General features: G+C 68.2%; 12 protein-coding genes, 1 tRNA gene and 4 pseudogenes. 9 read left to right on the forward strand and 8 right to left on the reverse strand.

What is annotated here, in order from left to right; genetic code table 11:
- Window positions 1-117: 117 nt before the first annotated feature.
- The 3 genes from FCH28_RS14350 to FCH28_RS14360 all read right to left on the reverse strand — a co-directional run bounded on the left by FCH28_RS14350 (window position 118) and on the right by FCH28_RS14360 (window position 3,305).
- Window positions 118-1,341, reverse strand: coding sequence for a beta-ketoacyl-[acyl-carrier-protein] synthase family protein (locus FCH28_RS14350; protein ID WP_136740256.1), 1,224 nt, complete (start codon window positions 1,339-1,341; stop codon window positions 118-120).
- Window positions 1,342-1,544: 203 nt separating this feature from the next.
- Window positions 1,545-2,726, reverse strand: coding sequence for an aminotransferase class I/II-fold pyridoxal phosphate-dependent enzyme (locus FCH28_RS14355; protein ID WP_136740257.1), 1,182 nt, complete (start codon window positions 2,724-2,726; stop codon window positions 1,545-1,547).
- A 345-nt stretch (window positions 2,727-3,071) separates the two neighbouring features.
- Window positions 3,072-3,305: a phosphopantetheine-binding protein gene (locus tag FCH28_RS14360; RefSeq protein WP_136740258.1), complete on the reverse strand. Its 234-nt coding sequence runs from the start codon at window positions 3,303-3,305 to the stop codon at window positions 3,072-3,074.
- 701 nt (window positions 3,306-4,006) lie between these two features.
- Between FCH28_RS14360 and FCH28_RS14365 the strand changes: the two genes are divergently transcribed.
- Window positions 4,007-6,322, forward strand: a complete 2,316-nt coding sequence (locus FCH28_RS14365; RefSeq protein ID WP_246102825.1) for an MMPL family transporter — start codon at window positions 4,007-4,009, stop codon at window positions 6,320-6,322.
- Between the two features lie 131 nt (window positions 6,323-6,453).
- On the opposite strand, the gene FCH28_RS14370 is transcribed toward FCH28_RS14365, so the two are convergent.
- Window positions 6,454-7,083 carry a LysR substrate-binding domain-containing protein gene (locus tag FCH28_RS14370; protein WP_246102827.1) on the reverse strand — a complete coding sequence of 210 codons (630 nt, stop codon included), beginning with the start codon at window positions 7,081-7,083 and terminating at the stop codon, window positions 6,454-6,456.
- A 260-nt stretch (window positions 7,084-7,343) separates the two neighbouring features.
- On the opposite strand from FCH28_RS14370, the pseudogene FCH28_RS40080 reads away from it, so the two are divergent.
- Window positions 7,344-7,535: pseudogene (locus tag FCH28_RS40080) on the forward strand (recombinase zinc ribbon domain-containing protein); the annotation flags it as partial.
- Between the two features lie 3 nt (window positions 7,536-7,538).
- On the opposite strand, the pseudogene FCH28_RS40085 reads toward FCH28_RS40080, so the two are convergent.
- Window positions 7,539-7,658, reverse strand: a pseudogene (locus FCH28_RS40085) (hypothetical protein); the annotation flags it as partial.
- A gap of 296 nt (window positions 7,659-7,954) precedes the next feature.
- Here FCH28_RS40085 and FCH28_RS14380 point away from each other — a divergent pair.
- Genes FCH28_RS14380 through FCH28_RS14390 form a run of 3 tightly spaced genes read left to right on the forward strand, consistent with a single transcriptional unit; the run spans window position 7,955 to window position 11,367 of the window.
- Entirely contained in the window at window positions 7,955-9,640 is a 1,686-nt protein-coding gene (locus FCH28_RS14380) for a thiamine pyrophosphate-binding protein (RefSeq protein ID WP_136740260.1), read from the forward strand.
- The gene (locus tag FCH28_RS14385; protein ID WP_136740261.1) at window positions 9,637-10,296 is read left to right on the forward strand and encodes an SRPBCC family protein; all 660 of its coding nucleotides are present in this window, start codon (window positions 9,637-9,639) and stop codon (window positions 10,294-10,296) included. The genes FCH28_RS14380 and FCH28_RS14385 overlap by 4 nt, the downstream gene beginning before the upstream one ends.
- A gap of 27 nt (window positions 10,297-10,323) precedes the next feature.
- Window positions 10,324-11,367, forward strand: coding sequence for a 3-oxoacyl-ACP synthase III family protein (locus FCH28_RS14390; RefSeq protein WP_246102829.1), 1,044 nt, complete (start codon window positions 10,324-10,326; stop codon window positions 11,365-11,367).
- A gap of 319 nt (window positions 11,368-11,686) precedes the next feature.
- On the opposite strand, the gene FCH28_RS14400 is transcribed toward FCH28_RS14390, so the two are convergent.
- Window positions 11,687-12,766: a polysaccharide deacetylase family protein gene (locus FCH28_RS14400; protein ID WP_246102831.1), complete on the reverse strand. Its 1,080-nt coding sequence runs from the start codon at window positions 12,764-12,766 to the stop codon at window positions 11,687-11,689.
- A gap of 148 nt (window positions 12,767-12,914) precedes the next feature.
- Here FCH28_RS14400 and FCH28_RS14405 point away from each other — a divergent pair, with 148 nt between their 5' ends.
- Entirely contained in the window at window positions 12,915-14,459 is a 1,545-nt protein-coding gene (locus FCH28_RS14405; RefSeq protein ID WP_246102905.1) for a putative glycoside hydrolase, read from the forward strand.
- Window positions 14,460-14,515: 56 nt separating this feature from the next.
- Here FCH28_RS14405 and FCH28_RS14410 read toward each other — a convergent pair.
- Window positions 14,516-14,644 (reverse strand): annotated as a pseudogene (locus tag FCH28_RS14410) (GNAT family N-acetyltransferase); the annotation flags it as partial.
- Between FCH28_RS14410 and FCH28_RS14415 the strand changes: the two are divergent.
- The 3 genes and pseudogenes from FCH28_RS14415 to FCH28_RS39190 form a co-directional block, all read left to right on the forward strand.
- Window positions 14,640-14,711, forward strand: a pseudogene (locus tag FCH28_RS14415) (kinase); the annotation flags it as partial. The pseudogenes FCH28_RS14410 and FCH28_RS14415 overlap by 5 nt on opposite strands.
- A 288-nt stretch (window positions 14,712-14,999) precedes the next feature.
- Window positions 15,000-15,512, forward strand: coding sequence for a serine integrase family protein (locus FCH28_RS39185; protein WP_246102832.1), 513 nt, complete (start codon window positions 15,000-15,002; stop codon window positions 15,510-15,512).
- Window position 15,513: 1 nt separating this feature from the next.
- Window positions 15,514-16,077, forward strand: coding sequence for a recombinase zinc beta ribbon domain-containing protein (locus FCH28_RS39190; RefSeq protein ID WP_246102833.1), 564 nt, complete (start codon window positions 15,514-15,516; stop codon window positions 16,075-16,077).
- A gap of 138 nt (window positions 16,078-16,215) precedes the next feature.
- Here FCH28_RS39190 and FCH28_RS14425 read toward each other — a convergent pair.
- Window positions 16,216-16,300 (reverse strand) — tRNA-Leu (locus FCH28_RS14425).
- Window positions 16,301-16,561: the final 261 nt, after the last annotated feature.

Consider the following 16,561-nt stretch of genomic DNA (forward strand, 5'->3'; position numbering starts at 1 on the left):
TTCCGTCACGCCTCCGGCTCCTTGGCATGCCGAAGCGCGTCCAGCGGCACCCCCAGGCGCTGCTCGAGGTCGCGGGCGATCTTGGGCCGCCACCAGGTCATCTGCAGTCGGGCGTGCTCATTCCCCTACGAACGCCAGGACAGTGTTCTGCCCACCAAAACCGAATGAGTTGCTGACAGCGGCGTTGATGGCCGCGGCTCGGGGGGCTTGGGTGACGATGTCCAGTTCCCAGTCGCCGTCCTGGCGCTCGAGGTTGGCGGTGGGAGGGATGAGCTGGTGTTGCAGGGTGAGGACGGTCAGGGCTGCCTCGATGGCGCCGGCCGCTCCCAGAGCGTGGCCCAGAATGCTCTTCGGGGCAGTGACGGGGGGCGGCACCGGGCCGAAGACGCGGTGCAGGGCGCGCGCCTCGGCTCTGTCGCCAAAGGGAGTTGAGGTGCCGTGGGCATTGACATGCCCGATGTCGCGTGGCTGAAGGCCTGAGTCCTTCAACGCGGTACGCAGGGCACTTTCGACGCCAACGCCCTCGGGGTGCGGGGCCACCGGATGGTAGGCATCGCTGGTGCAGGCCTGTCCGCAGAGCACTGCGCGCTGATCGGCACCACGGCGCAGGGCGTGCTGGCGGCGTTCCAGGACGAGGACCGCTGCGCCTTCTCCCAGGACAAAACCGTCGCGGTCGGCGTCGAAGGGGCGTGAGGCGAGGTGCGGAGCGTCGGTGCGGTGGGAGAGGGCGTGCATCTGCTGGAAGCTGGTCACAGTCATCCGCGAGCATCCTGATTCGGCGCCGCCGGCGAGAGCGATGTCGCAGGCGCCCGAGGTGACCATGTCGGCGGCGACCGCCAGGGCGGTGGCGCCGGAGGAACACGCGCTGGCAACGGTGAAATTCGGGCCGCGGGCATCCAGGGCGATGGCAACCTCGGCGGCAGCCATGCTCGGCACACTCCGCGGCAGCGCCAGGGGGGAGACCAGTTCCGGGTGGCCTTGGCTCAGGACATCGAACTCATGGAAGTAGGTGTGCAGGCTGTTGCCGCCGACACCGAGGACGACGGCTACGCGGGGAGCGTTCCACGCGGCCGGGTCGAGCTTGGCGTCTCTGACCGCCTGCTGGGCGGCGGCGAGAGCGAGGTGGATGAAGCGGTCCAGGCGTCGTGCCCGTCGCCGGCCGTGAACGGCGTCGGCGTCGAACCCGTCGACGCGGCAGGAGATGTCCACCGGCAGTCCCGCCAGGTCGGGATCCGTGCGAGCCAGGCTCTGTCCCTGGCACACCGTGGCCCAGGTGGATTCCCTGGTGAGCCCGGCGGGGGTGATCATCCCAACGCCGGTGACAGCAGCCTCGCAGCGCATGTCCGTTCCCTTCGTCGTGGGGTGTGGCGACGTGGTGGCTGAGCGAGCGGGCTTCCGAACCTCAGGGGCCGCGGCGCGTACCAGGACCGGGAGTTCGCGCGGGGCGGGCGCGCTCGGTCTGGAGTCGGAGCGCCTTGTCTCTCCGTCCTCGACGGTCCGGTGGGGGCAGCGTCGGTACCGGGGCTGCGTGAAGGGCCGGAGGACTAGGACGCAGCGGTTTGGGGCGGGAGGTGCCGCCCGACCGCCTCGATGATCCTGTCGACGTGGTCCGGTGTGTGCGCCGCAGTGACCGTGATGCGGACGACGAGCTGGTCCCCGGCCACGCTGGGTGGCAGAAATGCCCCTGTGAAGACACCCGCGTCGAGCAGTGCCCGCCATTTCTTCAGGCCTGATTCGGGCTCCCCCGCCGGCAGCGCGACCGCGGGGCCCGGCCAGGCCGGCATACGGTGCCCCAGCTGCGCCAGGCCACGATGCAGGCGTTGCGCCGAGTCCCACACCGCGGCGCGGAGCTCGGGCCGGGCGCGAGCCGTCCGTACGGCCGTCAGCGCAGCGGCTGCGGACGCCGGCGGCAGCGATGCCGAGTACATCTGGGCAGATCCGAAGTGACGCAGGTTGCGGATGGCTTTCACCGAGCCTGCGACGAACCCACCGATGGATCCGAACGCCTTGCAGAGGGTGCCGGTGACGATGTCGATCGCACCCTCGGCGTCGAAGTGCTCGCCGATACCTCGCCCGTTGTTTCCGAGCACGCCGAAGTCGTGCGCGCCATCGACGATCAGGCCGGCGCCGTAGCGCTCGGTCAGTTCTGCAAGCTGCGGAAGTGGGCAGAGGTCGCCGCCGAGAGAAAATGCGCCCTCGGTGAGGATGATGGGGGTCTTGCCCTTGTCCGTGGCGGTACGCATGAGCCTTTCGGCATGGGCGATGTCGTTGTGCCCGAACCGGCGGTGCTCAGCCCGTCCGAGGGAAACCGATTCCACGAGAGAGGCGTGGATGTGCTGGTCCGCGATCACCATGTGATTGGTGCCGAAAAGAGCAGACAGAGACAGGTTTGCCTGGAACCCCGTCATCGTCAGCATGACCGCAGGGCGGTGGAGAAAGTCGGCCAGCTCCTCTTCCAACTCATGATGGAGTCCAATGGTGCCGAGCATCGGGGAACCGGTGCAACAGGTGCCGTACTTGGTGGCGGCTTTCGAGGCCGCCGAGCGCACGCCGGAATCGGTTGCAAGCCCCAGGTAGTCCGTCGAAGCTGCGTTGATTGCGCGTACGCCATCGACGATCACCTCCCCCGGCGTCGGCCGGTCCTCAATGACGAGGTAATAGGGATAGATGTCTCGACGGGTGACGAACTCGTGGAGAATAGGGATATCGGTGATCCAGTCAGTCATGATCATCCTGTCGATAGGGTTCGACGCCTCTTCACGGTGCGGGCATGTCCCGCAGTTCCCGAATTCGGTGACGAACGTTTCTGCTGCGACATGGACTACGAACTTCGGATCTTGTGTGGGGTGTGAATTCTGCGCAGGGAGTGAAGCATTCGCGCACGCTGACCATGCCTGTCCCACGACCAGTACAGCCAGCCGCACGGGATCGATTCTGCACCCAGGAGACGAAGAACGCATGCCGATCAGCCAACGAGGCGATCTCTCAATTGCCCCGGGAGCTCACGATGTTGCAGCGCATCCCCACCGCCAGCCTGCCAACTCCAAGACTGTACGCGTGGGATCCCGGCGTTAGGAGGATGCCCCCTCGGCTGGGACGAAAGTCGCCGCGATCTCTTCGAGGGTGCTGTCGAGGTTCACAGCACTCTCATCAATCTGCATTCCCGTCCGCTCCTTTACCATCACCTCTAGTTCCGCCAAAGACAACGAGTCCAATTCGATGTCTCGGGCCTTGGCTTGGGGATGAACCAAGTCGCCTGCTATCCCGAACTCTTGGACCAACAGGAGGGCCAGTGTCTCGTACATTAAGGCACACCCTTCTCGTACTGGTGATTCCCTCGCGACACAGCCCACGGACGCCGGAACCTCTGTGGAGTCCCGCACCACGGCCCTTGCGTCGCGTAAATGAAGCTCAGGCAGCACGTCGCTTTCTTGTTAATTCTGCGCGGGGAGTGAAGCATTCGCGCACGTCGACAATGCCTGACCCACGACCGGTACAGCCAGCCGCACGAAATCGATTCTGCACCCAGGAGACGAAGAACGCATGCCGACCAGCCAAACGAGGATCCCAGCGCTGGGAGGAAAAATCGCGCTCCGCGTCGCCTTCTTCGGCGACCAGTTGACCGGCAGACAGCTCGGACTTGCGGTCATGCCGGACGTGGCGCCCACGGACGCTCCACGCCTGGCCGAGATGGCACTCGCTCAGCGGCACGAGCTTCCTCCCGTGACACGCACCCGCCCACTCCCGTCCAGCCGTTGCGTCCTCGCCAAACCGCCCCCTGATCCGCACCGACGAGGAGGTTCCCGCACATCTCCAGATCCACCTGATCTGTGACATCCATCTGATCTGTGACAGCTACAGCACCCACTACAGCACCCACCAGAACGTGCAGACCCTTAAGACCGATGTAACACTGAGCCATTGCATGAACACAAAGCGCGATCTGCATGAGTGGATGCGGTTCGGCCGTGAAACAGCGCTCCCGAGTGGACCCACAGGAATCTCCGTGCGCAAAGCCGCCAACACCACCACCGCAGCGGATGGCCCGTCCCCCGCACCCGGGCCCGGCCCCGGGAAACCGGCCGTCCGCTCCCGGCTCGCCGCTCTGGGGCGGCTCCTGGTCCGCCGCCGCGTACCCGTGCTTCTGGCCGCACTGCTGGCCGTGGCGGCCGCCATCCCCGTCGGCGGAGGTGCCGCCGACCGGCTGTCCAGCGGCGGCTTCACCGATCCGACGGCGGAATCGTCCAAGGCCCAGGAGTTCCTCGCCGACCGCTTCGGCTCGGGCGTGCCCAATCTGGTGCTACTGGCCCACGCCCCGGGACCGGTCGACGATCCGCGGACCGCGACCGCCGGGCGGGACCTCACCCGGCGGCTGGCCCAGGAACCGGGCGTGCTGTCGGCCGCGTCGTACTGGACCACCCCACACGAGTCGGCACAACCGCTGAAAGCCCGCGACGGGCGCTCGGCGCTGGTGCTCCTGCGGCTGGGCGGTGACGAGGACCGGGTACGGGCGACCGCGAAGGAGCTGGTCCCCCGTTTCACCGGCCGTCAGCAGGTGCTGAGGCTCTCCGCAACCGGGGAGGCGCAGATCTCGGCGGAAGTCCAGGAGCAGAGCGAGCAGGACCTGTTCCGGGCCGAGGCGTACGCAGCCCCGGTCATCCTGCTCATCCTGCTCTTCGTGTTCGGCAGTGCGGTGGCGGCCGGCCTGCCACTGCTCATCGGGATGTTCTCCATCCTGGGCACCTTCGTCGTACTGCAGGCCCTCTCCCGCCTGACCTCGGTCTCCGTCTTCGCGATCAACATCACCACGGCGCTGGGACTCGGACTCGCCATCGACTACAGCCTGTTCATCGTCACCCGTTTCCGGGAGGAGATGGCCCGCGGCCTCGGCACCACCGAGGCGGTCGCGCAGAGTGTCCGCACGGCCGGGCGCACGGTGCTGTTCTCCGCGTTGACGGTGGCCCTGTCGCTGTCGGCCCTGCTGGTCTTCCCGCTGTACTTCCTGCGCTCCTTCGCCTACGCGGGCGTGGCGGTGGTGGCGCTCTCGGCCTTCGCGGCTGTGGTGGTGCTGCCCGCGGCGCTCGGCCTGCTCGGCCCGCGGATCGACGCGCTGGACGTGCGGCGGCTGTTCCGGAGCGGACCGAAACCGAGGGGCGCCGACCAGGGCACAGGGACCGGGCAGGCCACCGGGAATGGTGGCTTCTGGCACCGGCTCGCCACTGCGGTCATGCGGCGGCCAGCGTTGTGCACTGCCGGTGTGGTCACCCTGCTGGTGGTGCTTGGCCTGCCGTTCCTACGGGTCTCCTTCGGCCTCATCGACGACCGGGTCCTGCCCACCGACGCGCCCGCGCACCGTACGGCACAGTTCGTGCGGGAGGAGTTCGCGACCCGCGAGAACTCCGCCCTGTCCGTGGTCCTGCCTACCGTCAGCGGCACCGACCACCAGCAGCAGGTCACCGCCTACGCCGCCCGCCTGTCGGCCATGCCGGGCGTGACCCGAGTGGACACCGTCACGGGCTCCTACGCCGCAGGGCGACAGGTGACGGCCCCCTCCGCAGCGTCCGCCTCCTTCGCCGCGGGCGGTGCCAGCTGGCTGTCGGTGGTGCCGTCGGTCGAGCCCTCCTCCTCCGCCGGCGCAAAGCTGGTGGACCGGTTGCGGGCGGACAGCGCGCCGGGCACGGTGCTCGTCGGCGGTGACGCCGCAGTTCTCGCGGACACCCGCGACACGCTCGCTGACCGGCTGCCCGAGGCAGCACTGATCATCGGCGGCACGACTGTAGTGCTGCTGTTTCTCTTCACCGGCAGCCTGCTGATCCCGTTCAAGGCCGTACTGCTCAACCTGCTCAGCTTGACCGCGACCTTCGGCGCCATGGTGTACGTCTTCCAGGAAGGCCACCTGCGTGCCTTGGTCGGCAACTTCACGGTTACCGGTCTGGTGGATATCACCATGCCGGTGCTGATGTTCTGCGTCGCCTTCGGGCTGTCCATGGACTACGAGGTGTTCCTGCTCTCGCGAATCAAGGAGGTGTACACCGAGACCGGGGACAACACTCTGGCCGTCGCCGCCGGTCTGGAACGCACCGGACGCCTGGTCAGTGCTGCGGCCGCGCTCGTCGCCGTCGTCATGATCGCGCTGGCCACCTCAGGGATCACCTTCCTGAAGCTCCTGGGCGTAGGCCTGGCACTGGCCGTGCTGCTGGACGCCACGCTGGTGCGCGGCGTGCTCGTGCCCGCCGTGATGAAGCTCGCGGGGCGGGCCAACTGGTGGGCGCCGCCTCCACTGCGCCGCCTGCACGCCAGGCTGGGGCTCACCGACAAGTGATCGGTCCGCAGCCATGTTTCAGTAGCGCGCTCCTCCGGCCCGGCGGCGAGCCGGAGCAGGGAACGTGCCGGCCGACGACCAGCCGTAACTGACGGCACAGACGCTCAAAAAGGCCACGCCAGAATATGCCGTTACCACAGGGGATTTTCAGCCAGCGGACGGACCACGACCCCGGGCACCTCGATGAACGTGGCCTGGCAGAGGCTGACGGCCAGGCCCGCACACACGATCTCAATCAGCTGCCGCCCCTCCGCCTCGTAAGGGGCGAACGGAGCGCGGTCCGTCAGGGCGCAGACGGACGCCCAGTATTCGCGGGTCCGGTCGCCGTCGGGCCGGGGAACCGCCCAGTCCTCCTCCAGGAGTTCGGCCAACGGGACCGCATCCCGCGTGGCGAGCGGGTGGGCCGCCGGCAGGAGGGCGAAGACCGGCTCGATGACAATCGCGTGGAGGACCACGTCCGCACGCTGCGGCAGCCCCTGGCCCGGATGGTCGCCGAGTACCGCCGCCTCCAGCCGGCCCGCGGCGAGGTCGTCGAGCAGCACGGCGGGCGAGTACTGGCAGCGGCAGGTCAGGTCGGCGCCCGGCAGCAACGCCTGGACGGCCAACAGGAGATGGCCGAGGAGCGGGGCACCGACCGAGCCGAAGCAGATCCGGTCCGCGGCCGACATACGCCGGGCGGCGCGGGCCGTGTCGATGAGCAGCCCGCCGATGCCCGGCAGGATGGCGCGGGCCCGGCCGATGACCAGCTCACCGAAGGGCATGGCCCCTCCGCCCACGATCCGGCCCGCAACCGCACCGCGACACCCGCGCCTGGAGCAACAGCGCCGTCCTGACCAACCCCCGCTACACCGGCCGCCAGGTCCGGAACCGGCAACGAAAGACGACACCCTCCTCGACATCGCAGACGTCACCCTCGGCTACACCACCGCCCAGCGCTGGAACACCCAGGACAAATGGATCGTGTCCAAGGACATCGTCCACACCCCACTCATCGACGACGACACCTTCGCCCGAGCCAGGAATTGCCTACACCCGTTCCCGGACCGGCACACCGCACCAGCAACACCGGACCCGCAACCCCTACCTCTTCCGCGGGCGGATCACCTGCGGTGCCTGCACGCGCCGGATGCAGGGCCAGTGGTCAAACGGTGACGCCTCTTACCGCTGCCGCTTCCCCGAGGACCTTGGCCAACCGTGCCCGACATCCCCGCAACGCCTACCTGCGCGAGATCTGGCTCGTTCCACCGATCGACGCCTGGCTATCCCGGGCCACCTCGATGACCGTCCTGCCGGAGGAGTGGACCAGCGCGATCGCGCCACGCTTGAACTCATCCGTATACCGCTGCTCGTGTTGCTCTTCTTGCTCACTGCTCCTTCTGGGGCCTGCTGTCCCAGTATCAAGCTGTCCAGGTCAAGGGGGGGAGCTTCATCGAAGGCACTCCAGCAGGCGCGAGAACACCGCATCGCCTACCGTCGAGAGCACCGGCCGTAGCCCCGGTGACCCCACCCCGCTGGCTGGATATGTCATGCCGGTTCTGTCCCAAGGACTCGGACGAACCGCGCTCCGGCATTCACATTCACCTGGATACCCCTATGGGCGGGGTGCAACAGGCGCGGCAGGAAGGAACGAGTATGTCTGCTCGGGTGGTGGACTACCTGGTCCAGGCCGTTGCGTCGCTCGGAGTGCGGCACATCTTCGGCGTCGGCGGAGCCAACATCGAAGATCTCTACGATGCAATCTACGACGCCGGCGGACCGGTCACCGGGGTGGTTGCCAAGCATGAATTCGCCGCCGCCACCATGGCCGACGGCTACGCCCGCACCGGCGCTCAGCTCGGCGTGGTCTGCGCGACCTCCGGCGGTGGCGCGATGAACCTCGTGGCGGGCCTGGCCGAGTCCTTCGCCTCGCGGGTGCCGGTGCTGGCACTGGTGGGCCAGCCGACGACCGCACTGGCCGGCCACGGCGCCTTCCAGGATTCCAGCGGACTGGCCGGCAGCTTCGATGCCACCGCGCTGTACACACCGATCTCGCGCTACTGCGCTCGGGTCGACGATCCCGTCGGTCTGCCCGGTCATCTGGGCCGGGCGGTGACCGTCGCGCACCTGGGTGGTGTGGCGGTCCTTTTGCTGCCCAAGGATGTCCAACAGGCCGAACTGAACGCGCCAGCCTTCGTCCCGCAGTTGCCGCAGCGCCGGATCGACCGGGCCGGGCTGAACCGGGTCCGCGCGACACTGCTGGCCGCCCGGGCCACCGGCAAGATCGCCATCATCGCCGGTGATCAGGTCGCTCGCGACGACGCCCGCAGCCAATTGCTGGATCTCGCCACGGTTCTCGACGCCGCCGTTGGGGTCGTACCAGAGGCCAAGGACGCCTTCGACTGCGATGCCGCCGGATTCTGCGGGGTCGCGGGCAGCATGGGCCACCCCGAGCTGATCGATGCGGTCGGCGGTGCCGCGTTGTGCCTGCTTGTCGGCACCCGGCTACCGGTCGCCGCCCGCGCAGGACTGGACGAAGCACTGGCCGGGACCAGCGTCGCGAGTGTCGGAGCCGAAGCGCCGTACCCGGATTCGCTGCATGCCACCAGCACCGACCTCGCCGCAGCGCTGGCCGATCTCGCTGCCGGCTGCTCCTCCGGCGAGCCGGATGGTCCCGATCGTCCGAGCGTCACGCCACCGACCGTCACCCCCTTGCCCGTGCCGCCGGTTACCGGTCCCGGCCTGAGCTATCGCGACATCGTCGAAACCCTCGGTGCCGTCCTGGAACCCGGTAGCGATGTCTTCGCCGATGCCGGCAACACCGGAGCCGCGACAGTGCACCACCTGCGGCTGCCGCGGGACGGACGGTTCGTCGTGGCGCTCGGCATGGGTGGGATGGGCTACGCCTTCGGGGCCGGCATCGGCTCGGCCTTCGCACGGCAGCACCGGCCCGACGGCGGCCTGCGCCGCACCGTCGTGGTCGCCGGCGACGGCGCGTTCTACATGCACGGCCTGGAGATACATACCGCCATCGAGCACCGACTGCCCGTCACCTTCGTCGTCTGCAACAACAACGCGCACGCCATGTGCGTCACCCGCGAGCAGCTCTACTACGGAGACCGCTACAGCTACAACCGATTCCGGCCGGCCCAACTCGGCGCGGGGCTGGCGGCGATGTTCCCGGATCTGCCGACCTTCACCCCGGACACCACCACCGAACTGGCTGCAGCACTGCGCCGCTGCTTCGCGACATCCGGCCCGTCGTTCGTCTGCATCGACTGCGACCCCGATGAGATACCGCCGTTCACCCCCTTCCTGTCGGTACCGAGGAGGCACCCGTGACCACCAGCGCCCTGCCCGCCCTCAGTGACATCGAAGACCGGACCATTCCCGGCGTGCTGCGCATCGAGAACTCCGATCGCGAGGCCACCGCACCGATCATCATGGACAGGCTCCGGTCGGTGTACCCGCACGACCAGATCTTCGGGATGTTCTGTCCGGTGCAGGACTACATCGCGGTACCGCCCCGCGAGCTGTACGCGTACCTGGCCGACCCCCGCAGCCTGGAGGAATGGTCCTACGGCATGCGCGGATTCGCTGAGACCGACCAGCCGGGACTGTGGGTCGCGGCCGACCGGCTCGTCCCGGACACCGAGATCTACATCCGCACTGTCGCCAACCCGGACGCCATGACCGTCGACTATCACTGCGCCTGGGACCAGGGCGAACACCTGTGGATGGTCTATCTGATGCGGGTCATCGATGCGCAAGTAGTGCTGAACAAGCCCGGCTCGGTGGTCACCTGGATCAACTGCCACCACCCCTTCTACGACGAGAACCCCTACCCCGAGACTGCGCCGCCCGGACGCGAGGAGTGGGTCGGCGACTTGTGGGAGATGTTCTCCGCCGGCCACAAACTGGAGCTGGGCAACCTCAAGGCGATCGCGGAATACCGGGCCTCCCATGGCCTTCCGATCACGCCGGACTGGATGAGGTGAGGTGCCACGGATTCCACCGACACCTCCTTGGGGCTGCCGCAGGTCAGCCTCGTCGACGTCGCGAGCTATCTCCCCGGCAGCACGGTGGGCACCGAATACTTCACGCAGTTCGCGCGCTCCGATCGGATGGCGAAGAACGAGATGCTCCGGGCGCCGAGGACCCGGCACCACGTGGCGCGCGACGAAACCGCCGTCGACATGGTCGAGCGGGCCGTCGCGCCGCTGGTGGAACGCCATGGGCAACAGGCGATCTCGAACATCGATGTGCTGCTCACCCATACCCAGCTGCCGGACAACCCGGTGCTGGGACCGGGGTCCGAGGTGGCCCGGCGACTCGGCATGACACCCGGATGGGTCATCGATATCCACAACGGCGGATGCGCGGCCTTCCTGCACATGATCGGCCTGGCCCGGATGATCCTGCAGACCACCGCCGCCCGGACCGCACTGATCGCCGCCAGCCAGAACAGCGCGGGCCCGGTGTTCACCCAGACCGAGGTCCGCAAACTGGCGCAGGCGGCGGTACCTGGCGACGGCTGCGGGGTGGGGCTGCTGGTGAAGAACTCCGAGGCGCCGATCCTCGACGTGCAGACCCGCACCTACCCGGAATTCGCCGGGGACATGATGTTCTGCACCGATGTGACCGGCAGCGGCACCTTCGACCGCGACCGCAAGTACTGGGAGCCAGGCCCCGGGCAGCCCTGTGTCAGCTTTACCGAATCCCGCATCGCCAAAGTGTTCACGCGGGGCAACCGACTGGTGCCGGAGCTGGCACACGCGGTCTGCGAGCGCATCGGGGTGAAGAGCCGCGACATCGATGTCTTCGTCACCAACCAGCCGAACCGGCTGTTCCTGCGCAACTGGCGCGAAGCCATGGGTCTACCGCCCGAACAGCACCCGGACACCTTCGACAGCTGCGGAAACCTGTTCGCCGCAGGGATTCCCGTCACCCTCGACGCCGAGAACCGGGCCGGTCGGCTGCGCAATGGATCGATCGTGCTGATGGCGGCGTTCGCCCACGCCGGCGATTTCGCCGGCGCCGCGGCGGTGCGGTGGGGCGCTGCCCGATGAACGCTCCTTGGCCGCTTCATCCTCACTGTCAGGGTCCGCGTCGCCGGCGTGGAACGGCCACCACCAGGCGGCGTCCCGTACGGCGCCACTTCCACATCCGATGGGTTGATGCGCTCGGGGTTCAGGATCCCCGCATCCACCATGTCTTCATCCCTGTCGGCGCCTGCTGGCTCAACCTCCAAGAAGGCTGGTGGCGCATCTTCCGCAAAACGGCCCTCGCCGGACAGTCCTTCGCCGGACCACCCGAGAGGCACCGTTTGAGGAATCGAGCACTGGATCGCCACCAGGAACAGGCCCAGTACGGCCGATCAGCACGCCATCAGTACGCCCGACCCCGCTCGCGGAGCTCCTTCGCCAGGCGAGCCGTCGTCGACTTCGGGTACGAGATGTGGTCCGGGTCGCCGTCGGAGGTGTAGCGGGTGACCTTCCCGTGCGCCAGCTGGTCCAGCCAGTGCGCCGAGCCGAACTGCGCGTCCTGCGCATGCTCGGACGCCGAGCGGATCCGCGGGATGCCGACCGGGTCGAAGTCCGCGGCGTACGGAGAAGGGGCCGGGCCCGCGCCCACGAGATATGCGCCGTCGTGCCGGTACGTCACGCCGTCCGCGCTGCCCTTGAGGCCGAGCGAGGCGGGGTTGGGCTGCACTCCGAGCGGCAGGCCCATCGACGTCACCTGCGCGCCCGGCACGCTCTTCGTGATGACCTTCTGGTCCGCGGCTATCTGATGCTGCGCCTGCGCGGCGGAGATGTCGCGCAGGTTGGCGTGGTCGAGGGTGTGGTTGCCTATCTCGAAGCCGTTGCGGTGCAGCCACGCAAGGGACTTCTCGGTACCGGTGGCCGGGAACCCGCCGCCGTTCACGAAGAGCGTCGCCACCGGCTTGAACTGCGGGTGCTCGCGGGCGACGGCGAGCAGGATCCCGATCGCGCAGTCGGCCGTAGGTTTGCCGTCCTTGCCCAGCCTGAACTGGCTGTCGGTGGAATCGTCGAAGGTGAGCACGACGGGGTGGGCGCCCGCCGGTATGCCGATCTTCCCCGTGCTGTACGCGCCCGCCGTCACCGGCACGTACTTCTCCTTCGCCAGCCGCTCCAGCTCCGCCCGGAAGTCCCGCGGGCTGCGGTCGTACACGCTGCGCGGCCTGTCGACGATCTGGTGGTACATCAGGACCGGTACGGCGCCGAGCTCGTCGGCCCTCACCGTGGCCGGGGCGGGGAAGTTGGGCCGGGAGGGGTGTTCCGGGCGTGCGGAGGGGGAATCCTGGCTGCCACCGGCGGTTTTGGAGGCCGAGGCAGCAGGCGGGGGCGCACCACCTCGGGATTCGGTGCAGGAGACCGCCGACGCGGCCAGGGTCAGCAGGGACAGCGCAACGAGACCGTGACGACGGATATGGAGACGGCGACGCACGAGACCTCCCGGAAGGGGCGTGCCAATGCGGCTCGACTGGAAGATATGGATCTTCCCGGATGCATCCGATTCCTCGACTTCCACTGAATCCTCTACTAGTCGTTCCCCCCGCAGACACGCCGTCATTCTTCTGGCCGGGGTGCTCGCCATGGTCCTCGTCGTCGGCGGCGTCCTCCTCCTGCGGCAGGTGCGCCACCCCGACTTCCGGCTGGCTGGGCTGCCGGCCGGCGGCGTGGTGAACACCGCCGGGCTGCAGAAGAACTCCATAGAGGTGACCGCGGCCGATGCGGCCCAGCTGCGCGGCGCCCAGGTCACGGTGGACGGCAGGCCCGTACCGGTACGGCACTTGGGCGGGCGTCTGGCGGTCGCCCTGGGCTCGCTGCGCGACGGCACGTACGAACTGAAGGTGTCCAAGGACGGCTCGGTCCTCAACAGCGGCTCCGAACTGACGCGCCGTCTGACGGTCGACACGACGCCGCCGCGGCTGACGCTCGCTGACACCGAAGGCCGCACCCTGCGCGGCCCTGTCACGGTCAAGGGCCGTGTGGCGGGCGCCAGGTCGGTCACGGTCCAGGGCCGTGCGGCGCACATCGGCAAGGGCGGGGCGTTCGCCGTGACCCTGCCGAAGCCGCCGATGAAGGCCACCGCCGTCGCCACCGACAAGGCAGGGAACACCGTGCGCGAGGACGCGGTGGTCACGGTGAAGCGGCCGCTGCTGCGCGCGGTGCATGTCAGCGGCCAGGGCTGGGCCTCCGACCAGCTGCGCAAGCCGGTGATGCGGCTGCTGCGCGAGCACAAGATCAACGCAGTCGAGCTCGACATCAAGGACGAGCTCGGCGAGATCGGTTACGACTCGCAGGTGCCGCTCGCCAAGAAGATCGGCGCAGCCAAGGGCTACTACGACGCGAAGAAGGCCATCAAAGAGATCCATGACGCGGGCGGTTCGGTCGTCGGCCGCATCGTCGCCTTCCGCGACCCGGTCCTGGCCTCGGCCTCATGGAAGAACGGCCACCGTGACCGCGTCGTCCAGACCCCCGACGGCGGCCCGTACGGCGGCGCCTCCAACTACGGCTCGCTCTCCTTCACCAACTTCGCCGACAAAGCCGTGCGCCAGTATCACCTCGACCTCGCCGCCGAGGCCGCGAAGCTCGGCTTCGACGACATCCTGTACGACTACATCCGCCGCCCCGACGGCAAGCTGAGCGGCATGTCCTTCCCGGAGCTGGGCAAAACCTCGCCCGAGGACTCCATCGCCGGGCTCGTCGCGCAGACCCGTCAGGTCGCCCACGACCACGGCGCGTTTCTCGGCGTGTCGGTCTTCGGCATCGCCGTCACGCGCCCGAAGGAGATCGCCCAGGACATCGGCAAGTTCGCGAAGGAGAGCGACTACATCGCGCCGATGATCTACCCCTCGCACTGGGCCAAGGGCGAGTACGGCGTCTCCGACCCCAACTCGCACCCGTATCCGATCACCCAGAAGTCGCTCGCCGACTTCGTGAAGAAGACGAAGCACACGAATGCCGAGATCATCCCTTGGATCCAGGACTTCTCGCTCGGGGTGTCCTACGGCGTCCCGGAGGTCGACGCCCAGATCCGCGCCGCCAGGGACGACGGCATCCACTCGTTCCTCCTGTGGAACCCGGGCGTGCGCTACCACGGCGGAGCGCTCAGCCCGATGAAGAAGAACCGCTGAAGAAAGAGTAAGGAAGGCGCCCTGACTTCGGCGCTCAGTGCGTTGCTGTGCGGCGCTCAGTGCGTGGCCGTGGCGATGCGCGCGGCCACGCAGGGGTCCTCGTTGCGGTACCCGAGGCGGGTGTAGAGCCGCTCGGCGGGCGCGTTGTCGGCCAACTGCCACAGCGTGCAGAAACCGTGTCGGCGTCTCCTCCGCGAACGCGAGCGGCCCGGCGCGGCAAACATCGGCCTGATCGACCTGACGGTCCGCTACACCCCGGTCGCCGAGCTGTTGCGGGTCATCCCCTAGACGCGGACCGGACGGCGAACAATGCAGGGAGGTGGCGAACATGCCGTTGAAGGTTTCACCCACCCGCTCCGGGCCCAGCACCACGGTTGCGCAGAGTCCGCTGGCGGGTTGGGCTCGCGAGCATGGCAGTTGCTGCAGGCGCAGGCGGTCACGTCCGGGTACGGGCGGGTAGTAGCGGAGCTCTTCGACGTCGGTCACAGCAGAGTGCTGCCATGGGCACGCCGCCCGGAAGCGGCTGCCTTGCTCACGGCGATGGCCGATCCCGACCGGGACTTCGATGCGATCGTCATCGGCTCCTGTGAGCGAGCCTTCTACGGCAACCAGTTCGCGACCATGGCACCACTCTTCCAGCACTACGGCGTGGCGCTGTGGGTGCCGGAGCTGGGCGGACCGATCGCCCCGGCCCTCGTTGGCCACGAGGAGCTGATGATCCTGCTGGGAATCCTGTCCAAGCGGGAGATCGCCCGCACCCGGATCCGGGTACGCAGCGCAATGACCGTGCAGGCCCGCGCCCAAGGCCGCTACCTTGGCGGTCGCCCACCCTACGGCTACCGGCTCGTAGACGCCGGCCTCCATCCCAACCAGGCGCCGGCCCGCCGCGGTGTCCGGCTCCATCGCCTGGACGTCGATCCGGAGTGCGGCCGGATCGTCAAGTGGATCTTCGCTCAGCGGCTCGTCCTGCACAGCGTCGCCCGCATCACCCGAGCCCTTAACGACGCGAGCATCCCCTCCCATCCTGGCCAACCCCCGCTACACCGGCCATGAGGTGTGGAACCGGCAACGCACCGACCACGAACTGCTCGATCCGGACAACACCAGCTTGGGACATCGCGGTGTGATGCGCTGGAACGGTCCCGAGGACTGGATCATCTCCACCAAGCCCGCGCATCCGGCGTTGGTCAGCGAGGCGGACTTCATCGCCGTGCAACGCATCCGGGCGCCAAGACAGCCAACCCCATGCCGCGCCTATCAGCTAGCCGGGCTCCTGCGCTGCGGCCTCTGCGGCCGCCGGATGGATTCTTGCTGGGCGGGGCATGCCGCGTATCTCTGTCGGCACGGCCACTCCAGCGCCAGCCCGCGCGACCCGATTCGGCCGCCGAATGCGTACGTGCGCGAGGACCACATCCTGCCGCACCTACCCGCCCTCCTCATCCGGCTCACCGCCACTGAACCAGACGACAACATCCTGGAGCCCAGCCACGCTGAACCGCCTACTGAGCCCGACGCCGTCGAGCACCTCCGGACCAAGCGCATCACCCTGATCTTCGACCCCACGTCCAAGACCCTCACCACTGACACGCCTCAAGGAGTAAGGATCACCATCGGCTGACCGTGATCAACCTGCACGACGAGCGAAGGGAGAAGAGCCAAGGAAGGGCCGAAACACCAAGCGCCCACTCTTGGGCGGAAGCCCAAGGCGGGTGCTGGTGGCGCCTGCCCGCGAAGCGGGCACTGTGTGCGATAGGTGTGTCCGAGGGGGGACTTGAACCCCCACGCCCGATAAAGGGCACTAGCACCTCAAGCTAGCGCGTCTGCCATTCCGCCACCCGGACTAGGTGTGATCTTCACGGGGCGTTCCCCGCGGCGACGTGGACAACAATACCAAGGTTTCGGAGTGCCCTTCACCTGCATATCCAACGGCCATAAGCCTGGTTTATGGCCAGCGGGAGCCGGCGGGAGACGGGTCGCGACGGGGCGAGCGCCCGCAGTGATCGTTTCGTTGTCGGGGGCGAGGTCACGCAGGGTGTGGGGCGTGGTGCGGACGGCAGCAGCGATGGTGTGCGCGTCCCGGGCATGGGTCGTGGGCGTGGTGT

Source organism: Streptomyces piniterrae, from assembly GCF_005048155.1.
GTDB classification, from domain to species: Bacteria; Actinomycetota; Actinomycetes; order Streptomycetales; family Streptomycetaceae; genus Streptomyces; species Streptomyces piniterrae.

What these genes read in the sequence shown, in the direction of transcription:
- FCH28_RS14350 (WP_136740256.1), bottom strand. Translation starts at nt 1,341, where the DNA reads ATGCGCTGCGAGGCTGCTGTCACCGGCGTTGGGATGATCACCCCCGCC.
- FCH28_RS14355 (WP_136740257.1), bottom strand. Translation starts at nt 2,726, where the DNA reads ATGACTGACTGGATCACCGATATCCCTATTCTCCACGAGTTCGTCACC.
- FCH28_RS14360 (WP_136740258.1), bottom strand. Translation starts at nt 3,305, where the DNA reads ATGTACGAGACACTGGCCCTCCTGTTGGTCCAAGAGTTCGGGATAGCA.
- FCH28_RS14370 (WP_246102827.1), bottom strand. Translation starts at nt 7,083, where the DNA reads ATGCCCTTCGGTGAGCTGGTCATCGGCCGGGCCCGCGCCATCCTGCCG.
- FCH28_RS14380 (WP_136740260.1), top strand. Translation starts at nt 7,955, where the DNA reads ATGTCTGCTCGGGTGGTGGACTACCTGGTCCAGGCCGTTGCGTCGCTC.
- FCH28_RS14405 (WP_246102905.1), top strand. Translation starts at nt 12,915, where the DNA reads ATGGTCCTCGTCGTCGGCGGCGTCCTCCTCCTGCGGCAGGTGCGCCAC.
- FCH28_RS39185 (WP_246102832.1), top strand. Translation starts at nt 15,000, where the DNA reads ATGGCCGATCCCGACCGGGACTTCGATGCGATCGTCATCGGCTCCTGT.